This is a genomic window from Streptomyces sp. NPDC048337, from assembly GCF_043201175.1.
Classification (GTDB): Bacteria; Actinomycetota; Actinomycetes; order Streptomycetales; family Streptomycetaceae; genus Streptomyces.
Window position 1 is genome coordinate 149923 of sequence record NZ_JBICYR010000001.1, and the last position, 13727, is coordinate 163649.

The 13727-nt window shown below is 72.2% G+C and carries 12 protein-coding genes; 6 read left to right on the forward strand and 6 right to left on the reverse strand.

Going from position 1 to position 13727, the window contains the following annotated elements; all coding sequences use genetic code 11:
* The first annotated feature begins 364 nt into the window (after window positions 1-364).
* Window positions 365-1048 carry a helix-turn-helix domain-containing protein gene (locus ACGFYU_RS00725; RefSeq protein ID WP_393825054.1) on the forward strand — a complete coding sequence of 228 codons (684 nt, stop codon included), beginning with the start codon at window positions 365-367 and terminating at the stop codon, window positions 1046-1048.
* Window positions 1049-1092: 44 nt separating this feature from the next.
* On the opposite strand, the gene ACGFYU_RS00730 is transcribed toward ACGFYU_RS00725, so the two are convergent.
* On the reverse strand, window positions 1093-2070 hold the full coding sequence (locus tag ACGFYU_RS00730; RefSeq protein WP_393825055.1) for a hypothetical protein: 978 nt from the start codon (window positions 2068-2070) through the stop codon (window positions 1093-1095).
* 346 nt (window positions 2071-2416) lie between these two features.
* Between ACGFYU_RS00730 and ACGFYU_RS00735 the strand changes: the two genes are divergently transcribed.
* Together ACGFYU_RS00735 and ACGFYU_RS00740 are read left to right on the forward strand one after the other, a co-directional pair.
* Window positions 2417-3061, forward strand: a complete 645-nt coding sequence (locus ACGFYU_RS00735; protein ID WP_393825056.1) for a hypothetical protein — start codon at window positions 2417-2419, stop codon at window positions 3059-3061.
* Window positions 3054-4256, forward strand: a complete 1203-nt coding sequence (locus ACGFYU_RS00740) for a DUF6545 domain-containing protein (RefSeq protein WP_393825057.1) — start codon at window positions 3054-3056, stop codon at window positions 4254-4256. Before ACGFYU_RS00735 ends, ACGFYU_RS00740 begins: the two co-directional genes overlap by 8 nt.
* A gap of 127 nt (window positions 4257-4383) precedes the next feature.
* On the opposite strand, the gene nadE is transcribed toward ACGFYU_RS00740, so the two are convergent.
* Entirely contained in the window at window positions 4384-5244 is an 861-nt protein-coding gene (gene nadE, locus ACGFYU_RS00745; RefSeq protein ID WP_393825058.1) for an ammonia-dependent NAD(+) synthetase, read from the reverse strand.
* A gap of 163 nt (window positions 5245-5407) precedes the next feature.
* Here nadE and ACGFYU_RS00750 point away from each other — a divergent pair, with 163 nt between their 5' ends.
* Window positions 5408-6061, forward strand: coding sequence for a maleylpyruvate isomerase N-terminal domain-containing protein (locus ACGFYU_RS00750; protein ID WP_393825059.1), 654 nt, complete (start codon window positions 5408-5410; stop codon window positions 6059-6061).
* A gap of 6 nt (window positions 6062-6067) precedes the next feature.
* Here ACGFYU_RS00750 and ACGFYU_RS00755 read toward each other — a convergent pair whose 3' ends face one another.
* Complete coding sequence (locus ACGFYU_RS00755) at window positions 6068-7606, reverse strand: carboxylesterase/lipase family protein (RefSeq protein ID WP_393825060.1); 1539 nt, start codon at window positions 7604-7606, stop codon at window positions 6068-6070.
* Window positions 7607-7725: 119 nt separating this feature from the next.
* The gene (locus tag ACGFYU_RS00760; RefSeq protein WP_393825061.1) at window positions 7726-8616 is read right to left on the reverse strand and encodes a LysR family transcriptional regulator; all 891 of its coding nucleotides are present in this window, start codon (window positions 8614-8616) and stop codon (window positions 7726-7728) included.
* A 58-nt stretch (window positions 8617-8674) separates the two neighbouring features.
* On the opposite strand from ACGFYU_RS00760, the gene ACGFYU_RS00765 reads away from it, so the two are divergent.
* Window positions 8675-9463: an NAD(P)-dependent oxidoreductase gene (locus ACGFYU_RS00765; protein WP_393825062.1), complete on the forward strand. Its 789-nt coding sequence runs from the start codon at window positions 8675-8677 to the stop codon at window positions 9461-9463.
* A gap of 84 nt (window positions 9464-9547) precedes the next feature.
* Window positions 9548-11185 (forward strand): serine/threonine-protein kinase, encoded by a 1638-nt coding sequence (locus tag ACGFYU_RS00770; protein ID WP_393825063.1) that lies wholly within the window; start codon window positions 9548-9550, stop codon window positions 11183-11185.
* Window positions 11186-11198: 13 nt separating this feature from the next.
* On the opposite strand, the gene ACGFYU_RS00775 is transcribed toward ACGFYU_RS00770, so the two are convergent.
* The gene (locus ACGFYU_RS00775) at window positions 11199-12416 is read right to left on the reverse strand and encodes a hypothetical protein (RefSeq protein ID WP_393825064.1); all 1218 of its coding nucleotides are present in this window, start codon (window positions 12414-12416) and stop codon (window positions 11199-11201) included.
* A 328-nt stretch (window positions 12417-12744) separates the two neighbouring features.
* Window positions 12745-13473 (reverse strand): oxygenase MpaB family protein, encoded by a 729-nt coding sequence (locus tag ACGFYU_RS00780; RefSeq protein ID WP_393825065.1) that lies wholly within the window; start codon window positions 13471-13473, stop codon window positions 12745-12747.
* Between the last annotated feature and the right edge of the window lie 254 nt (window positions 13474-13727).

A 13727-nucleotide genomic window follows, 5' to 3' on the forward strand; every position in this document is an offset into this window, starting at 1 on the left:
AGAGGTGCCGTGCGCCGCCCGTCGGCGGACGATGGACGAGGACACCCCCGGAACGCTGCCGGGTGCGCCTGTTCGCCCGCCGACGGTCCGACCTCTCCCCCGTGGAAGCCGGAACCGTGGCGGCGCACGCGGCCGAGTCCGCACCCACCCCGCAGTGGCGAGGGTCGTGGCGGCTCGGCGGCACAGCAGGATCTTGCTCCAGTTACGCCGTTGATGTCAACAATAGTTAGCACGGTCTACTTTGAGGTAGCGTCAGGAGCGTCGACCGCGCGCGGGCCGGCCGACTCCGTACCGACGGTACGGATCTTGATCCTGTTTGCCCTTGCCCGACCAAAGTCGGGCTGGGAGAGTCTTCCCTGAGAGAATGACCAAGAGGGGGAGCTGGCGCCACCCGGCCCGTAACCAGCGGCAGCGGCGCACCATGGCGGGGAAGGTATCGATGAGCGGGGCAGCCGGGGATGAGTACGGGCAGCGGATCGCGGCACGGCTGAACTTCCTGTTCGACCGGATCTATCGCAGAGGCGGCAGCCCGCAGACCGGCGAAGAGGTCAGCGCGGCCACGGGGGTGCCTCTCGATCACCTGGCCCGGCTCAGATCCGGCGAGCCGGCCGAGGACGTTCCGGCCGATGCCGAGCTCTTCCGAGCCCGCCTGGAGCACCTCTTCGAGACGCGTACCACTGCCACCGGCGACTCCTTCAAGAGGGACGACGTGGCCAAGGCGTGCGGCAAGAGCCGCGTGTGGCTGTACAACGTGACCTCGGGGAAGAGCAAGCCGAGCTGGGAGTCGACCGTGCAGCTCGCCGCCGTGTTCGGCGTCGAGACCTCCTACTTCGCGGACACCCCGCTCCAGGCGCTCGCCCGGCACTTCGGGGTCGAGGCCGGGGCCGAGTTCTTCCTCGCTCCCGACGACTCCGAGGTCGTACGGGACACCATGAGCCACGTCGAGCTGCTGGCGATGCTGCGCGAGGCCGGCGGCATCCCGGCACTGCTGGGCCGGATGGCGGGCCCGCTGCCGGGGACGCGGGACGGGGGCGCGACGGGCAGCTGAGGCGGGCGGCTGAGGCCGGCGGATCCCGCTGCCGACCGGACCGGTCAGTCCATGTGGCGGTCGGCCGAGCCCGCCCACCACTCGCCCAGTGCGAGCAGGTTGTCCGTCCCCGTCGCCTCGTAGAGCCTGTTCAGCAGGGTGGTGACCGTCCGCTCGCTGATCTTGAGCCGGCGTGCGATCTCCGGCCGGCCCTTGCCGGCCCGCAACATCCGGTACAGCGCCCGCGTCTGCGGGGTGGTCACCGCGGCACCGGCCGGCTCCGGGACCCGGCCGCCCTTCCAGGGCTCGGAGCGGGCCCACAGCTGCTCGTACACCGCGACCATGATCGAGACGACCACCGGGTGGGTGATGCAGTAGGCCGAAGTCGTCGTCCCCTCCGGGTCCGCGGGGTCGGCCACGACGGCCGTCCTGCCGTCGATGATGACCATGCGGACGAAGTCGGGGACGCGGGTGCGCACTTCCGCTCCTTCGGCCGACATGGCGCTCGCCCACTTGCTCTCCGCGTCGCGCCGGCGTGCGGAACTGGGGTATATCGTACGGAACTGCCTGCCCTGCCGGAGGAGCTCCAACTCCCGGGAGAGGGACGTCTCCAGGCTCCACACCGGACGGCCCCTCGGGTGCGCCGACCAGACGCTGCACTGCGTGCCCGAGACGAGCGTGGTCAGCAGCCGGTTGGCGTCATCGAGCGAGGCCAGCCGTTCGATGCCGTCGAGAGGGGTCAGGTCGGGCCTTCTGGGCAGGTTGGCGAACAGGTCCGGGACCCCCGACAGGCGTGCCAGGTGCCTGCGTATGGCATCGAGCTCCCGGACGGTGGCGCTGCGTTCGGCCTGCTCGACGTCGGTGGGCTCGAACCGGCCGGGAACGAAGAGGCTGGGCGTCACCAGCTCGAGCGCCAGCAGTTCCTCAAGGGCCGGAGCGTCGTCCGGGGCGACCGGAGCGGCGTTTATGATCTTCAGATAGGCGTCCCGGGCGGCGATGGAGAGGGTCACCGGGGGCAGACCGATTTCGCCTGCTTCGTACATGACCGAACCCCCCTGAGAGCTTCCACTTGAGGAATTGCGCCAATGGGAAGCCTCGATTTCCTTGATCTTCCCAAGGGGGACCGTACAGGCTGCAGTGTGTGACGCTCCAGGTGCGGACCGGCCTCATCGCGGCGCAAAACAGGCGCTGAGCTGCGACTCTGTCCCCAGAGGAGCGAGCAGGCCGTGGGCGGCACGCACAGGCTGCCGCGATCCGGCAGTCACCGTCACAGGCTGGGGCTAGCCTGAGCTTTCGGGCTGCGGGCATCGGGCCACCAGTACCAGTAGCAGCACAAGTAGCAGCACAAGCAGCACAGAGAACGTACGCAGGATGTCGGAGGGACGAGTCGTGGGGGGCAGCATTCGGGCGTCGCTCGGCCTCGCAGCACAGACGCTTCGTGAACAGCGGAGGCTGCGCAAAGAGCGCCGGGACTTCCGCATCAAGCTCGGACTCCCCGCCCACCCGACCCAGCAGGAAGTGGTCGACGCGGTCGGCCGCAGCCGGGGACTGCCCATCCGCATCCTCTGCATGCCGCTGCGCCGGCCCCTCACCGGAGGACTCCTCCACACGCCCGACGAGCTGATCCTCCTCGTCGACCGGGACTCACCCAAGACGCTTCAGGCCATCGTCATCGGCCACGAACTCGCACACATCTACCTCGGCCACGACCCGGAGGAGCACGGGCACGACCTCATGAACGACGAGATCCTCGCGCTCCTGGCGCCCGCACTGAACCCGGCGGTGAGCCGGATGATGCTGGGCCGGACCTACTTCGACGTGGCCGGCCCCAGCCCCTCCCACAAGCACCCGCACGCCACCACCGCATCCGAAACCGAAACCGACGCCGGTACGCACGGCCACGGCGGCCCGTCCGCGGAGCGCCAGGCCGAGACCCTGGGGCGGCTGATGGTCTCCATGATCGTCAACGCCGAGGAGCCCGCCCACCGCACCGACGTCAACTCCGCACTACGCCACAGGGGGACCGGTGTCTGAGGACGCAGCCGACATCGTCTACCTCGTCGTCGTCGCCATCGCCGGCTGTACCACGACGGCCAAGATCGTCGCCTGGCGCCGGGAACGCTCGGGAGCCCTGCGGCTGATCGCGACCTGCTCGGCCGTGGGCGTGGGCGCCTTCCTCTTCGCCACCCCCGTCGTGTACCGAGCCGTCGGCGCCGCCACGGGCTCCCCGAACCTCGCCGAACTGCTCGTCTTCTTCTGCATCCTGGGCTTCTTCGCCCACACCCACGTCATGGCGATGCTGTGGCAGCCGGAGCGGATGCCCCCGCTCGCGGGGATCAGCGCCCTCGCCGTGCGCCTGTCGGTCTACGGCCTGCTCGGCCTCCTGATGCTGGCCGGCTTCCTGCTGTCCGACACCGGGGACACCCCCCACCCCATGGACTTCAACGTCGCCTACGGCCGGGACCCCGGCTCGCTCCTCATGCTCGCCGCCTTCCAGTCCGGCCTCGCCTACGCCTCGCTGGCCACCGCGATCCGCTTCCGCCGCAGCGCCCTGCTCTCCGCACAGCGGGACCCGCGCCTGAGCCGCGCCCTGCACCACATCAGCATCGCCACCTGGTTCATCGCCGGGTACGTCGTCTGCGTCGGACCGGCCACGCTCGCCGGCGCCCTCGGCTCCCACGCCCTCGACCCCCTGCACAGCCTCGGTCCCGTCTCGGGCACCATCGGTGCGTTCGTCATCAATTACGGGTTCTCGGGCGCCGCCGTCGCCGCCTGGCGGGCCGACCGGCGCGACTACATCGCCCTCGCACCCCTGTGGGAGCTGACGCGCCAGGCCGACCCGCGGATGGCGCTCGACGAGCCCAACCGGCTGACCGCACTGGGCTTCTTCGACGTACGGGACTGGCATCTGCTGACCCGGATCGCCGACATCCTCACCGTGGTGCAGAGCCTGGGCCCCTACTTCGACGCGGCGCCGGCCGACCGGATCCGGCGGGTGGCGGGCGCCGAGCGCTGGACGGAGCCGGAGGAGCGGGCCGCGGCCGCGGCGGCGACCCTCCTCGACGCCGTCGCCCGTAAGAACGCCGGCGTCGACCCGCCCGCCGCCCCCGCCGCGCTGCCCGGCCGCGATCTGAGCCCCGCCGAGGAACGCGCCCACCTGGTCAAGGTCGCCAGCCGGCTCCGGCACCCGGCCGTACGGGCGGCCGCGGGGGTGCCCGTACGCAGCTAGGGCACCGGGCGGGAAAAGGTCGGAAGCGGCCGGCGCGCGCCGCTTGATCATCACGCACGTGGGCCGCTTCCTCACACCGCGGCGGGGCCGTGACCCGAGCGGCGGCCCGGTTCCACGGCCCCGTCGACTACGCCACGCCGGGTGCCGGCTTCTCGGTCCAGGGGGCGACGGGGAGCCGGCGCTTGTGCTCGGTGAGGCGGTAGCGGCGGACGATCGTGTCGAAGGCGCGCCCGTCCACCGGCTTGCCCTCCAGGAAGTCGTCGATGTCGTCGTACGTGACCCCGAGCGCGTCCTCGTCGGCCTTGCCCGGGTCGAGGGTCTCCAGATCGGCCGTCGGGGTCTTCCACACCAGCTCGGCGGGCGCGCCCAGCGCGTCCGCGACGGCGCGCACCCGGCGCTTGGTCAGGCCGGTCAGCGGGACCAGGTCGGCGGCGCCGTCGCCGAACTTGGTGAAGAAGCCGGAGACCGCCTCCGCGGCGTGGTCGGTGCCGACGACCAGGCCGTCGTACGCGCCGGCCACCGCGTACTGGGCGATCATGCGCTGCCGGGCCTTGATGTTGCCGTGCACGAAGTCCTCGTGGTGGGCGTCGCGGAAGCCGACGCCGGCGGTCCGCGAGGCCTTGAGGACGGCGTCGCTCGCGGGCTTGATGTCCACGGTCAGGACGTGGTCGGCCCGGATGAAGGAGAGCGCGAGCTGGGCGTCGTGTTCGTCGGCCTGGACCCCGTAGGGCAGTCGCATCGCGTAGAACCGCGCCTCGTGCCCGGCGGCCCGCGCCCGCTCGACGGCGAGCTGACACAGCCGACCGGTGGTGGTGGAGTCGACACCGCCGCTGATGCCGAGCACGAGGGAGCGCAGACCGGTGGAGGTCAGCCGCTCGGCGAGGAAGGCCACCCGGCGCTCGATCTCCCGCTCGGCCTCGAAGGTCTCGGCGACCTCGAGTTCCCGGGCGATCTCCTGCTGCAGGGCGATGGACGCCGACTCGCTCACGTCTGCTCCTTGTTTCCGTTCACGATGCACTGTCGCGCCCACCCTACCCAGCCCCTGCCACGCCGCGACCCGCCCCGCAGGCCTCCTTTTGCTGCGCCGCGCAGTGAAATCGACAGGCGAGGTGTCGGTGGTGGGGGCCGCCGGGTGCTGTTAGGTTGCGGCCGTGGAACCCTTCTCGCGTTCATGGGCGGCGTTGCGCAAGGCCGTTGCCGGACTGCGTGACGAGGAGTTCGGGCGGCCGTCCGGGTGCGCCGGGTGGCTGGTGCGGGACTTGGTGTGCCATCTGGTCATCGACGCTCAGGACGTCCTGATCACCCTCGTCACCCCCGCTGCCGAGGAACCGACCCGCGACGCCGTGACCTACTGGGAGATCGTCGAAGCCCCGACCGGCGACGACCCGCTCGACGCGTTGATCCCCCGTCTCGCCGCGGCCTACCAAGACCCGGCGCTGCTCAAGTTCCACCTCGACGACGTCGGTTCCGCCGCCGGTCGCGCCGCCGAGCTCGCGGATCCCGCGGTCCGGGTCGGTACCCGGGGCGAGGTGCTCACCGCGGGCGACTACCTCTCCGCGTACGTGCTGGAGTGGACGCTGCACCACCTCGATCTGATCGCGCACCTCCCGGACGCCGCGGAACCGCCCCCGGAGGGGCTCGCCCGGTCGCGCGAGCTGCTGGAGGAGATCGCCGGTGCGGCGTTTCCCCCGTCGTTCTCCGACAAGGACGCGCTGCTGATCGGCACCGGGCGCCGCGCCCCCGGTGCGGCGGAGAGGGCCGCGCTGGGGGCGCTGGACGCGAGACTCCCGCTCGTCCTCGGCTGAGCGGTTCTAGCGGGCTGGACGCAGCGGCAGTACGGGGAAGCCGTGGTCCTGCCAGATCAGGCGGGAGGACTCCTCCGGGTACGCGGTGACGGCCGGGCGGTCGGCAAAGAGCTGTACGAGGCGTCGCTCGGTGTCGTACGCGGGCCAGCCCGGGTCACCGTAGGCGGCGAAGGCCGTCCAGGCGGTGCGCATGCGCGCGGACAGGGCCTCCGCCTCCGGGGAGGGTTCCTCGCCGATCAGCAGGGCGGGTTGGCCGCGGTCCAGATTGCCGAAGACGAGCGGCACGTCGAGGCCGTGGCAGGCGCCGAGTACACCGCCCATGCCCGGGGCGGGCCAGGTCAGCTCGTAGACGTGGGCACGGCCGCCGGCGGCGGTCTGGGCCTGTGCGAGATGGAGGCTCGGCATGCGGAACAGCCAGTCGGAGTGCACCAGTTCGTACAGCTCGTCGGGGCCCGCGCCCGGAAACGCGTCGAGGTAGCGGCGTACGCCGTCCAGGCCCGGGGCGAAGACGTCCAGGGCGGCGGCCGCCTGCTCCCCGGTCACCTGGCCGAGCAGGCCGTCGAGCGCGGTGAGCAGCCGCTGTTCGTCGCGGGTGTGGCCGACGAGGAGGTCGATGTCGCGGCCGGCTCCGTCGGCCAAGGCCTGCCACGGAGTGACCGGCAGGACGTCACCGTCCACGACCGGCGAGAACGGGATCGACCTGTGCGCGACCCGACCCCAGCGTTCCGCCCACCGCCCCATCGCGGCGCCGACCGCGTCACCGGCGGCGGAAAGCCGGACCGGGTCCACTGCCGACAGGTCGGCCACCGTGGGCTTCAGCCCCAGCTCGGCCGCGCAGGCGGCGGCGATGTCGGCGGCGAGTTCCGGCGAGAAGAACGTGCCCTGCGCACTCTGTGCGACGGCCCGCCCGAAGAGCCCGGCCGCACGCGGCACCGCCAGCAGCGCGGCGACCGATCCGGCGCCCGCGGACTGGCCGAAGACCGTGACGCGGTCCGGATCGCCGCCGAAGGCACGGATGTTGTCACGCACCCACTCCAGAGCGGCGATCTGGTCGAGCAGCCCCCGGTTGGCGGGCGCCCCCTCGAACTGACCGAAACCCTCCAGCCCCACACGGTAGTTGAAGGTCACCACGACGACACCCTCACGCGCCAGGCGGCCGCCGTCGTACTCGGGAAGCCCGGACATGCCGATCGTGTAGGCGCCGCCCTGGATCCACACCATCACGGGCAGCCCCGCGCCCGGGCCCGGCTCGGGGGACCAGACGTTGACCGTCAGCCAGTCGTCGCCCACCGCGTCCTTGGCCAGCTCGTCCATGCCGAAATGGCCGCCCTGCGGGGGCGGAGGCCCGTATGACACCGCCTCCCGCACCCCGTCCCATCCCCGTGCCGGCCGCGGCGCGGCGAAACGCAGCGCGCCGACCGGCGGCTCGGCGAACGGGATGCCGCGGAAGACCGCCACACCCGCCTCCCGGCAGCCGCGCAACACCCCTGCCGCGACGCGGACTTCAGGCTGGGGTCCAGACGGATCGGACGGGACGACGGTCATCACAACTTCCCCTCGGGTAGGTGAAGGGGGCTCGTGGAAGCCCCGGCCCCTGCGGATGATCCGCCGTATCCGGTGGCCGCGCCAGCCAATTAAGGCGCGGACGGCTCAGGTGGCCGGGCTCAGGCGGCGGCCGTGGTGCGCAGCAGCGCGAGGAAGGCGCTGACGGCGGGGGAGTGGCCGAGCCCCCGGGGGGTGCCCGCGTAGACCTTCCGGCAGGGGAGGTCCGCCGGGTCGATGCGGACGAGGGCGACGTCGGCCCGGACCGCCCCGGCCGCGAGCGCGGGAAGCACGGTGATGCCGAGGCCCGCGGCGACGAACCCCTGCTTGGCCGTCCAGTCGTTGACCCGGAAGGCCACCCGCGGCCGGAACCCGTCGGTCAGCGCCGGCGCCAGCAGGGTCCGATCGGGAGGGACGGCGCCCTCGATCCACTCCTCGTCGGCCAGTTCCGCCAGCCTCAGCCGGGCCCGTCCGGCGAACCGGTGCGCACGCGGCAGGGCCACGTACATGGGCTCGTCCAGCAGATGGTGCAGGTCCGGCCCGTGCAGCGGCACCCCGTCCGGAGTGCTGAGCACGGCCAGGTCGAGGCCACCCTCCGCGAGCAGGGCGACGTGCTTGGCCGTGGGCCCCTCCGTGTGGACGACGGTGACGCCCGGGTGGCGCTCCCCGAACGCGGCCATGGCGCGGGGGACCAGCGACACGTCGGCGGCGGCGAAGGCCCCGATCCGCAGCATGCCCCCGCCCAGCGAGCGCAACGCGTCCAGTTCGGCCCGGGCCGCGCGCAACCGCCCCCGCATGCCCTCGGCGTGCGGCAGCAGCACCCGCCCGGCCTCGGTCAGCCGCACCCCGCGCGGCAGTCGGTCGAACAGGGAGGCCCCCCATTCCTCCTCCAAGGTCTGGATCTGCCGGGAGACGGCGGACTGGGTGTACCCCAGCGCCCGGGCGGCGGCGGTGAAGGACCCCTCCCGCGCGACGCGCAGGAAGACCTCGTACAAGCCATGCGGTTCACTCATGCCACCCATGCTAGACATTCGCTTGTCGCATCAATGGGCCCGGCCCTACGGTCGACCCATGGACAAGATCGCATTCCTCGGCCTCGGCAGCATGGGCGCGCCGATGGCCCACCGCCTGCTCGCCGCCGGACACCCGCTGACCGTCTGGAACCGTACGAGGCACAAGGCCGCCCCGCTCGTCGCGGCCGGGGCCCACCTCGCCGACGGGCCCGCTGACGCCGTACGCGACGCCGATGTCGTCATCACGATGCTCGCCGACCCGGCCGCCGCCCACGCCGTCGCCGAATCCGTCCTCCCGGCCCTGCGCCCGGGCGCCCACTGGATCGACACCTCGACCGTCGGCCCCGACACGATCCGCGAGCTGGCGGCCCGCCTTCCCGAAGGGGTGGCCCTGACCGACGCCCCGGTGATGGGCAGCGTGGACCGCGCCGCCGCCGGAGAACTGTGGATCCTGGCCGGCGGTCCGCTGCCCGTGCCGGTCCGTACCGTCCTCGGTCACCTCGGCGACATCACCGAATGCGGGGCCCCCGGCTCCGGCGCCGCGCTCAAGCTGGTACTCATCAACGCGGTGATCGGCGGCGTGGCCCTGGTCTCCGAGACCCTCAAGCTCGGCCGGGCCCTCGGCCTCCCCGCGGACCTCGTCCGTACCGAACTGTCCAAGGGACCCCTGTCGGGCGCGGTCGCCCGTACGTTCGCCGAGGCCTCCCACTTCCCGCTCGCCCTGGCGGCCAAGGACGTCTCCCTGGCCACCGCCCACACCCCCCTCCCGCTCCTCGAAACCGTCCACGAACTCCTCACCGCAGATCCCGAGTCGGCCGCCCAGGACCTCTCCCGCCTCAGGCCGTAGCCTCCCGGCACGTACTCGCCCCCGCCCGGCGCTTAAGGTGATGTCGATCAACTCATCGGTTGATCGGGGGATCGGGGGAGGCCGATGAACAGCGCGACCGAGGTGTTCCAGCCCTTGCAGGCGGACGATCCGTCTTCCGTGGCGGGCTACCGCCTCGTGGCCCGGCTCGGCGCGGGTGGCATGGGCCGGGTCTACCTGTCGCACACGCCGGGCGGCCGCCCGGTGGCCATCAAGGTGGTACGGCCGGAGCTGGCCGAAGACCCGGCGTTCCGGCGGCGGTTCCGCCGCGAAGTGGAGGCGGCCCGGCGGGTCCGGGGGGCTTACACCGCCGAGTTGATCGACGCGGAGGCGGACGGTGTGCCGCCCTGGCTGGCCACCCTCTACGTGCCCGGGCCCTCGCTGACGGAGGCCGTCAACCGGCGGGGACCCCTGCCGGTGCCCGCAGTACTGTGGCTGATGGCGGGCGTGGCCGAGGCCCTCCAGGCCATCCACGGCGCGGGCATCGTGCACCGGGACCTGAAGCCGTCGAACGTACTCCTGGCCGCCGACGGGCCCCGTGTCATCGACTTCGGCATCTCGCTGGCGTCCGGCACCACCGCGCCCACCGCCACGGGCAGCGCCATCGGCACGCCGCAGTTCATGGCCCCCGAGCAGGCGCTGGCGGGCGACACCACGGCGGCCACCGACGTCTTCGCCCTGGGCCAGACCGCGGCGTTCGCGGCGCTGGGCGAGCCGCTCTACGGGGACGGCCCCTCCATGAGCGTGCTGTTCCGGATCGTGCACTCCGACCCGGACCTGTCCCGGCTGCCGGAGCCGCTGCGCCCGGTGATCGCCCGGTGCCTGGCCGCCGATCCGCAGGAGCGGGCCACCCCGGCGGAGATCGTGGCCTGGTGCCGGCAGCGGCTGGGCAAGGACGCCGACGCGGGCGGTGGTCCGGCCGTCTGGCGGGAGGTGACGGGGCCGGAGGTGGTGATCCCGCCTCCGGTCCCGCATCCCACCGCGGTGCAGACGAGGCCGACGCCGATGCCGATGGACTGGCGCCCGCGGCCGACGGCGCCGCTCGGGCCGGAGGAACAGCGGGCGCGCCAGCGGCGTATCGCACTGATCACGGCCGTCGCGGTGACGGCGGGCTCACTCGTGCTGACGGGCCTGGTCTGGGTCGGCAAGGGAGCGGCGGACAGGATGCGGGAAAAGGACGTGTCCGCGACCCATCCGACCGGCTCGGCCACGGGAACCCAGGGGACACCGTCGGGGTCGCGGTCGGCCGGCGCGGCGACCGGCGGCAAGGCGGCGGGATCCGCCGGCTCCGCACCGAGCACACCCAAGCCGTCCAAGGCGCCCGTGGCCTTCCCCTACCCCCTGGTGCGACTGGACGAGAAGAACTCGGTCGGCATCAAGGAACCGGTCAACCGCGAGGACCGCGCGGGGGACATCCGCATGAACTGCGAGGTGACCGGCTGCCAGTTGGAGAGCGACGAGAGCGTCTTCACCCTGCTGTACGCCGAGCCGGGCACCGGCTCCCTCGACTCGTGCCGTCTCCTCACGGGCGCCGCCACGAGCCACAGGCTCCCGCTGGCCGCGACGGCCGCCGGCAGCGAGATCTGCGTCAGGCACCCGTCGGGGGACATCGCCCTGATCGTCATCAAGATCAAGTCGATCGTGGAGCTGAAGGACCTGCCCGGCTGGATCACCGCGGACATGACGGTCTGGCGCGCGTCCTGACGGGAGGGGCCCTCTACCGGGGCCGATCGGCGGAGACCGCGATGGCCTCGGCGCGGACCACTGCCGGCCGGGAGACCACGGTGACCACGAGGGAGACCGCGGCGATGGCGGCGATCGCCGTGCCCGGGCCGAGGCCCTGGGCGGCCGCGCCCGCGAGCGCGGCGCCCAGCCCTTGCCAGGTCATCCGGCCGGCGGACTCGACGCCCTGGACCTGGCCCCGTACCGGGTCGGGCGTCAGACCGAGGAGCTGCTCCTGCAGGGGCAGGGTGGCGGCGAACCCCGCACTCGCGACGAACACCGCGGCAGCCGAGACCAGTACGGGCGGGTCCGTCGCGAACAGCAGGAAGGGGGCGGCGAGCAGCAGCCGAAGGGCGAAGGCGTGGCGGCGGCGTTCACCGGCGGTCAGCAACCGGCCGACGGTCAGGTCCCCGAGCAGCATGCCGGCCGATCCGGCGGCCAGGAGGGTGCCGGCGTGGCCCGGGTCGTAGGAGATGAACAGCGCCTCGCAGCCGACGACCAGACCGTTGGGGACCCACAGGTTCAGCAGCAGCGCCCGCCGCCCGGGGTGGGCGAAGAGCGCGGCGTTCGTCGTCCAGGTCTGGCGCAGTCCGGGGCGGCGGGTGAGACGGATCGAGTGTTCCCGGACGGTGGTCGCCACCGCGGCCAACCCGAGTCCGGTGAGGACGGCCGAGATGACGAAGACCCCTTGCGGGCTGAGGTATCGCTGGAGCACGGCGCCGGTGGCGTAACCGAGGATCGCCATGCCGCCCGAGGTGATGTTCATCAGCGAACGTGCAAGCGCATAGCCGGAGGCCGGTACCACCTCGGCGAGCAACCCCATCCGCGTGCCGGTACCCAGCGACTGGAAGAACCCCAGCACCAGCAGCAGCCCGAACCGGGCAGCCAACGGTAGCCCCGGGACGGCCTGCGCGGCGACCCCCACCAGCGCGACGCACTGGAGCGCGACGAGCGTCCGGCGCGGGCGCTTCCCGTCCGCGACCGACATCAGCGTCAAGGCGCCGAGCACCGTCGCGAAGGTGGCGCCGTACATGCTCACGGCCGTCAGGAAGGGCGAGTGGGTCCGGTCGTTGACCAGTGTGCCGAGGGCGAAGCCGGACAAGGTCGTCGCGGCGACCGTCAAGGTGAAGCCGACGTACAAACCGGCGAATTCGCTGTTGCGGAGCAGAGCGCGGTAGCCGGCGGGGGCGGGTGTGGAATCGTCAGAAGGCATGAAAAAAGCCTCCGGGCACGGGAATTGTGCGCGCCGAAGGCCAACGCGGTGATCCTAGCAGGTCTGGTGTGTCAGCGAGTGCTGTCTCCTCGGTGCAGGGGAAAGGCATCGTGGAGGCGCCGGCCGGCCAATGCTCCGTGACCGCGCCGGACGATCAACGGCGAGAAGACGAGCCGCGAGAAGAGCCTGAGGCCGAGCAGCCCGAGTCGCGCCAGACCGGAGTGAGGGCGGACGGGAAGAGCAGCCCGCTGACCTGGCCCCACCGGCGCACGGCGCGGATGCGGCGGAAGGCGCGCCGCATCCGCCCGAACGGAGATCGCCCGCGCGCTCAGCGGTTGTCGTGGAGTTCCTGGTGCATCTGCGGCTGGTCGTCCTCGCTGTGGGTCAGCGCGAACCTCTGCACCTCGTTGTAGCCCTTGGAGGCGATCCCCAGGATGTCCTTGTACGGGTTGACGCCCACGGCCTTCTTGGCGCTGCCGCCCAGGAGGCCGCCGGCCACTCCGCTGACCAGGCCGTGACCGGCCGACAGGGGCCCGGCCGCCGCGTCGAGGACGCTCTTGGGCAGGCCCGCCATGTCGGCGTACTTGTCGGTGAGCGCGTGGCGGACCATCGCGATGAAGGCGTCATGGGCGCCCGGCGGGTAGAACTTCTTGTAGAAGTCGACGGCCTGCTTGGTCATGAAGACGCCGTCGTCGGTCTTCTTCCACTCCTTGTCCCGCTCCTGGTTCCACATGGCCCCGACCTGGTCGGGGTCCTTGGGCATGAGCCACTTCTCGGGGGTTCCGAGGTAGTGGTTCACGTAGTGCCAGGCGCACATGAAGCCGTGCGCGTCGTCCTTGGACACGTCGATGCCCAGGCGCTCCATGCCCTGGAGGATCTGGGTGGAGAAGACGAAGGTGGCCCCGGTGGTGTATTTCTGCGAGACCGGCTCACCCCACTTGGCGTAGTCCCACTCTCCGCTCTTCTTGTGCAGTTGACGCACGGAGGCATGGACCAGGCGCACCTTGGTGACGTTCGCGGCGAGCGAGCCGTCGCGCAGGGCGTTCTTGTTGCCCATGTCGAGGAAGAGGCGGGAGGACTGCGACAGGCGTCGCCCGGTCCTTCGACGCCGCCGAGGCGGCCGGTCGAGCGGAGGGTGAAGGCTCCGGTCGGCGAGAGGTACGTGCCGATGAGGCCGACGGTGCCCTGGAGCATGGACACTTCGCCGTGGTGGTGGGCGAAGAAGCCCTCGGCGGCCTTGACGTCCGCCTCCGACCAGTCCGGCGGCGCGGCCGCCGCCTCCTTGAGGAACTGGGCCAGTCGCGGCGGGAG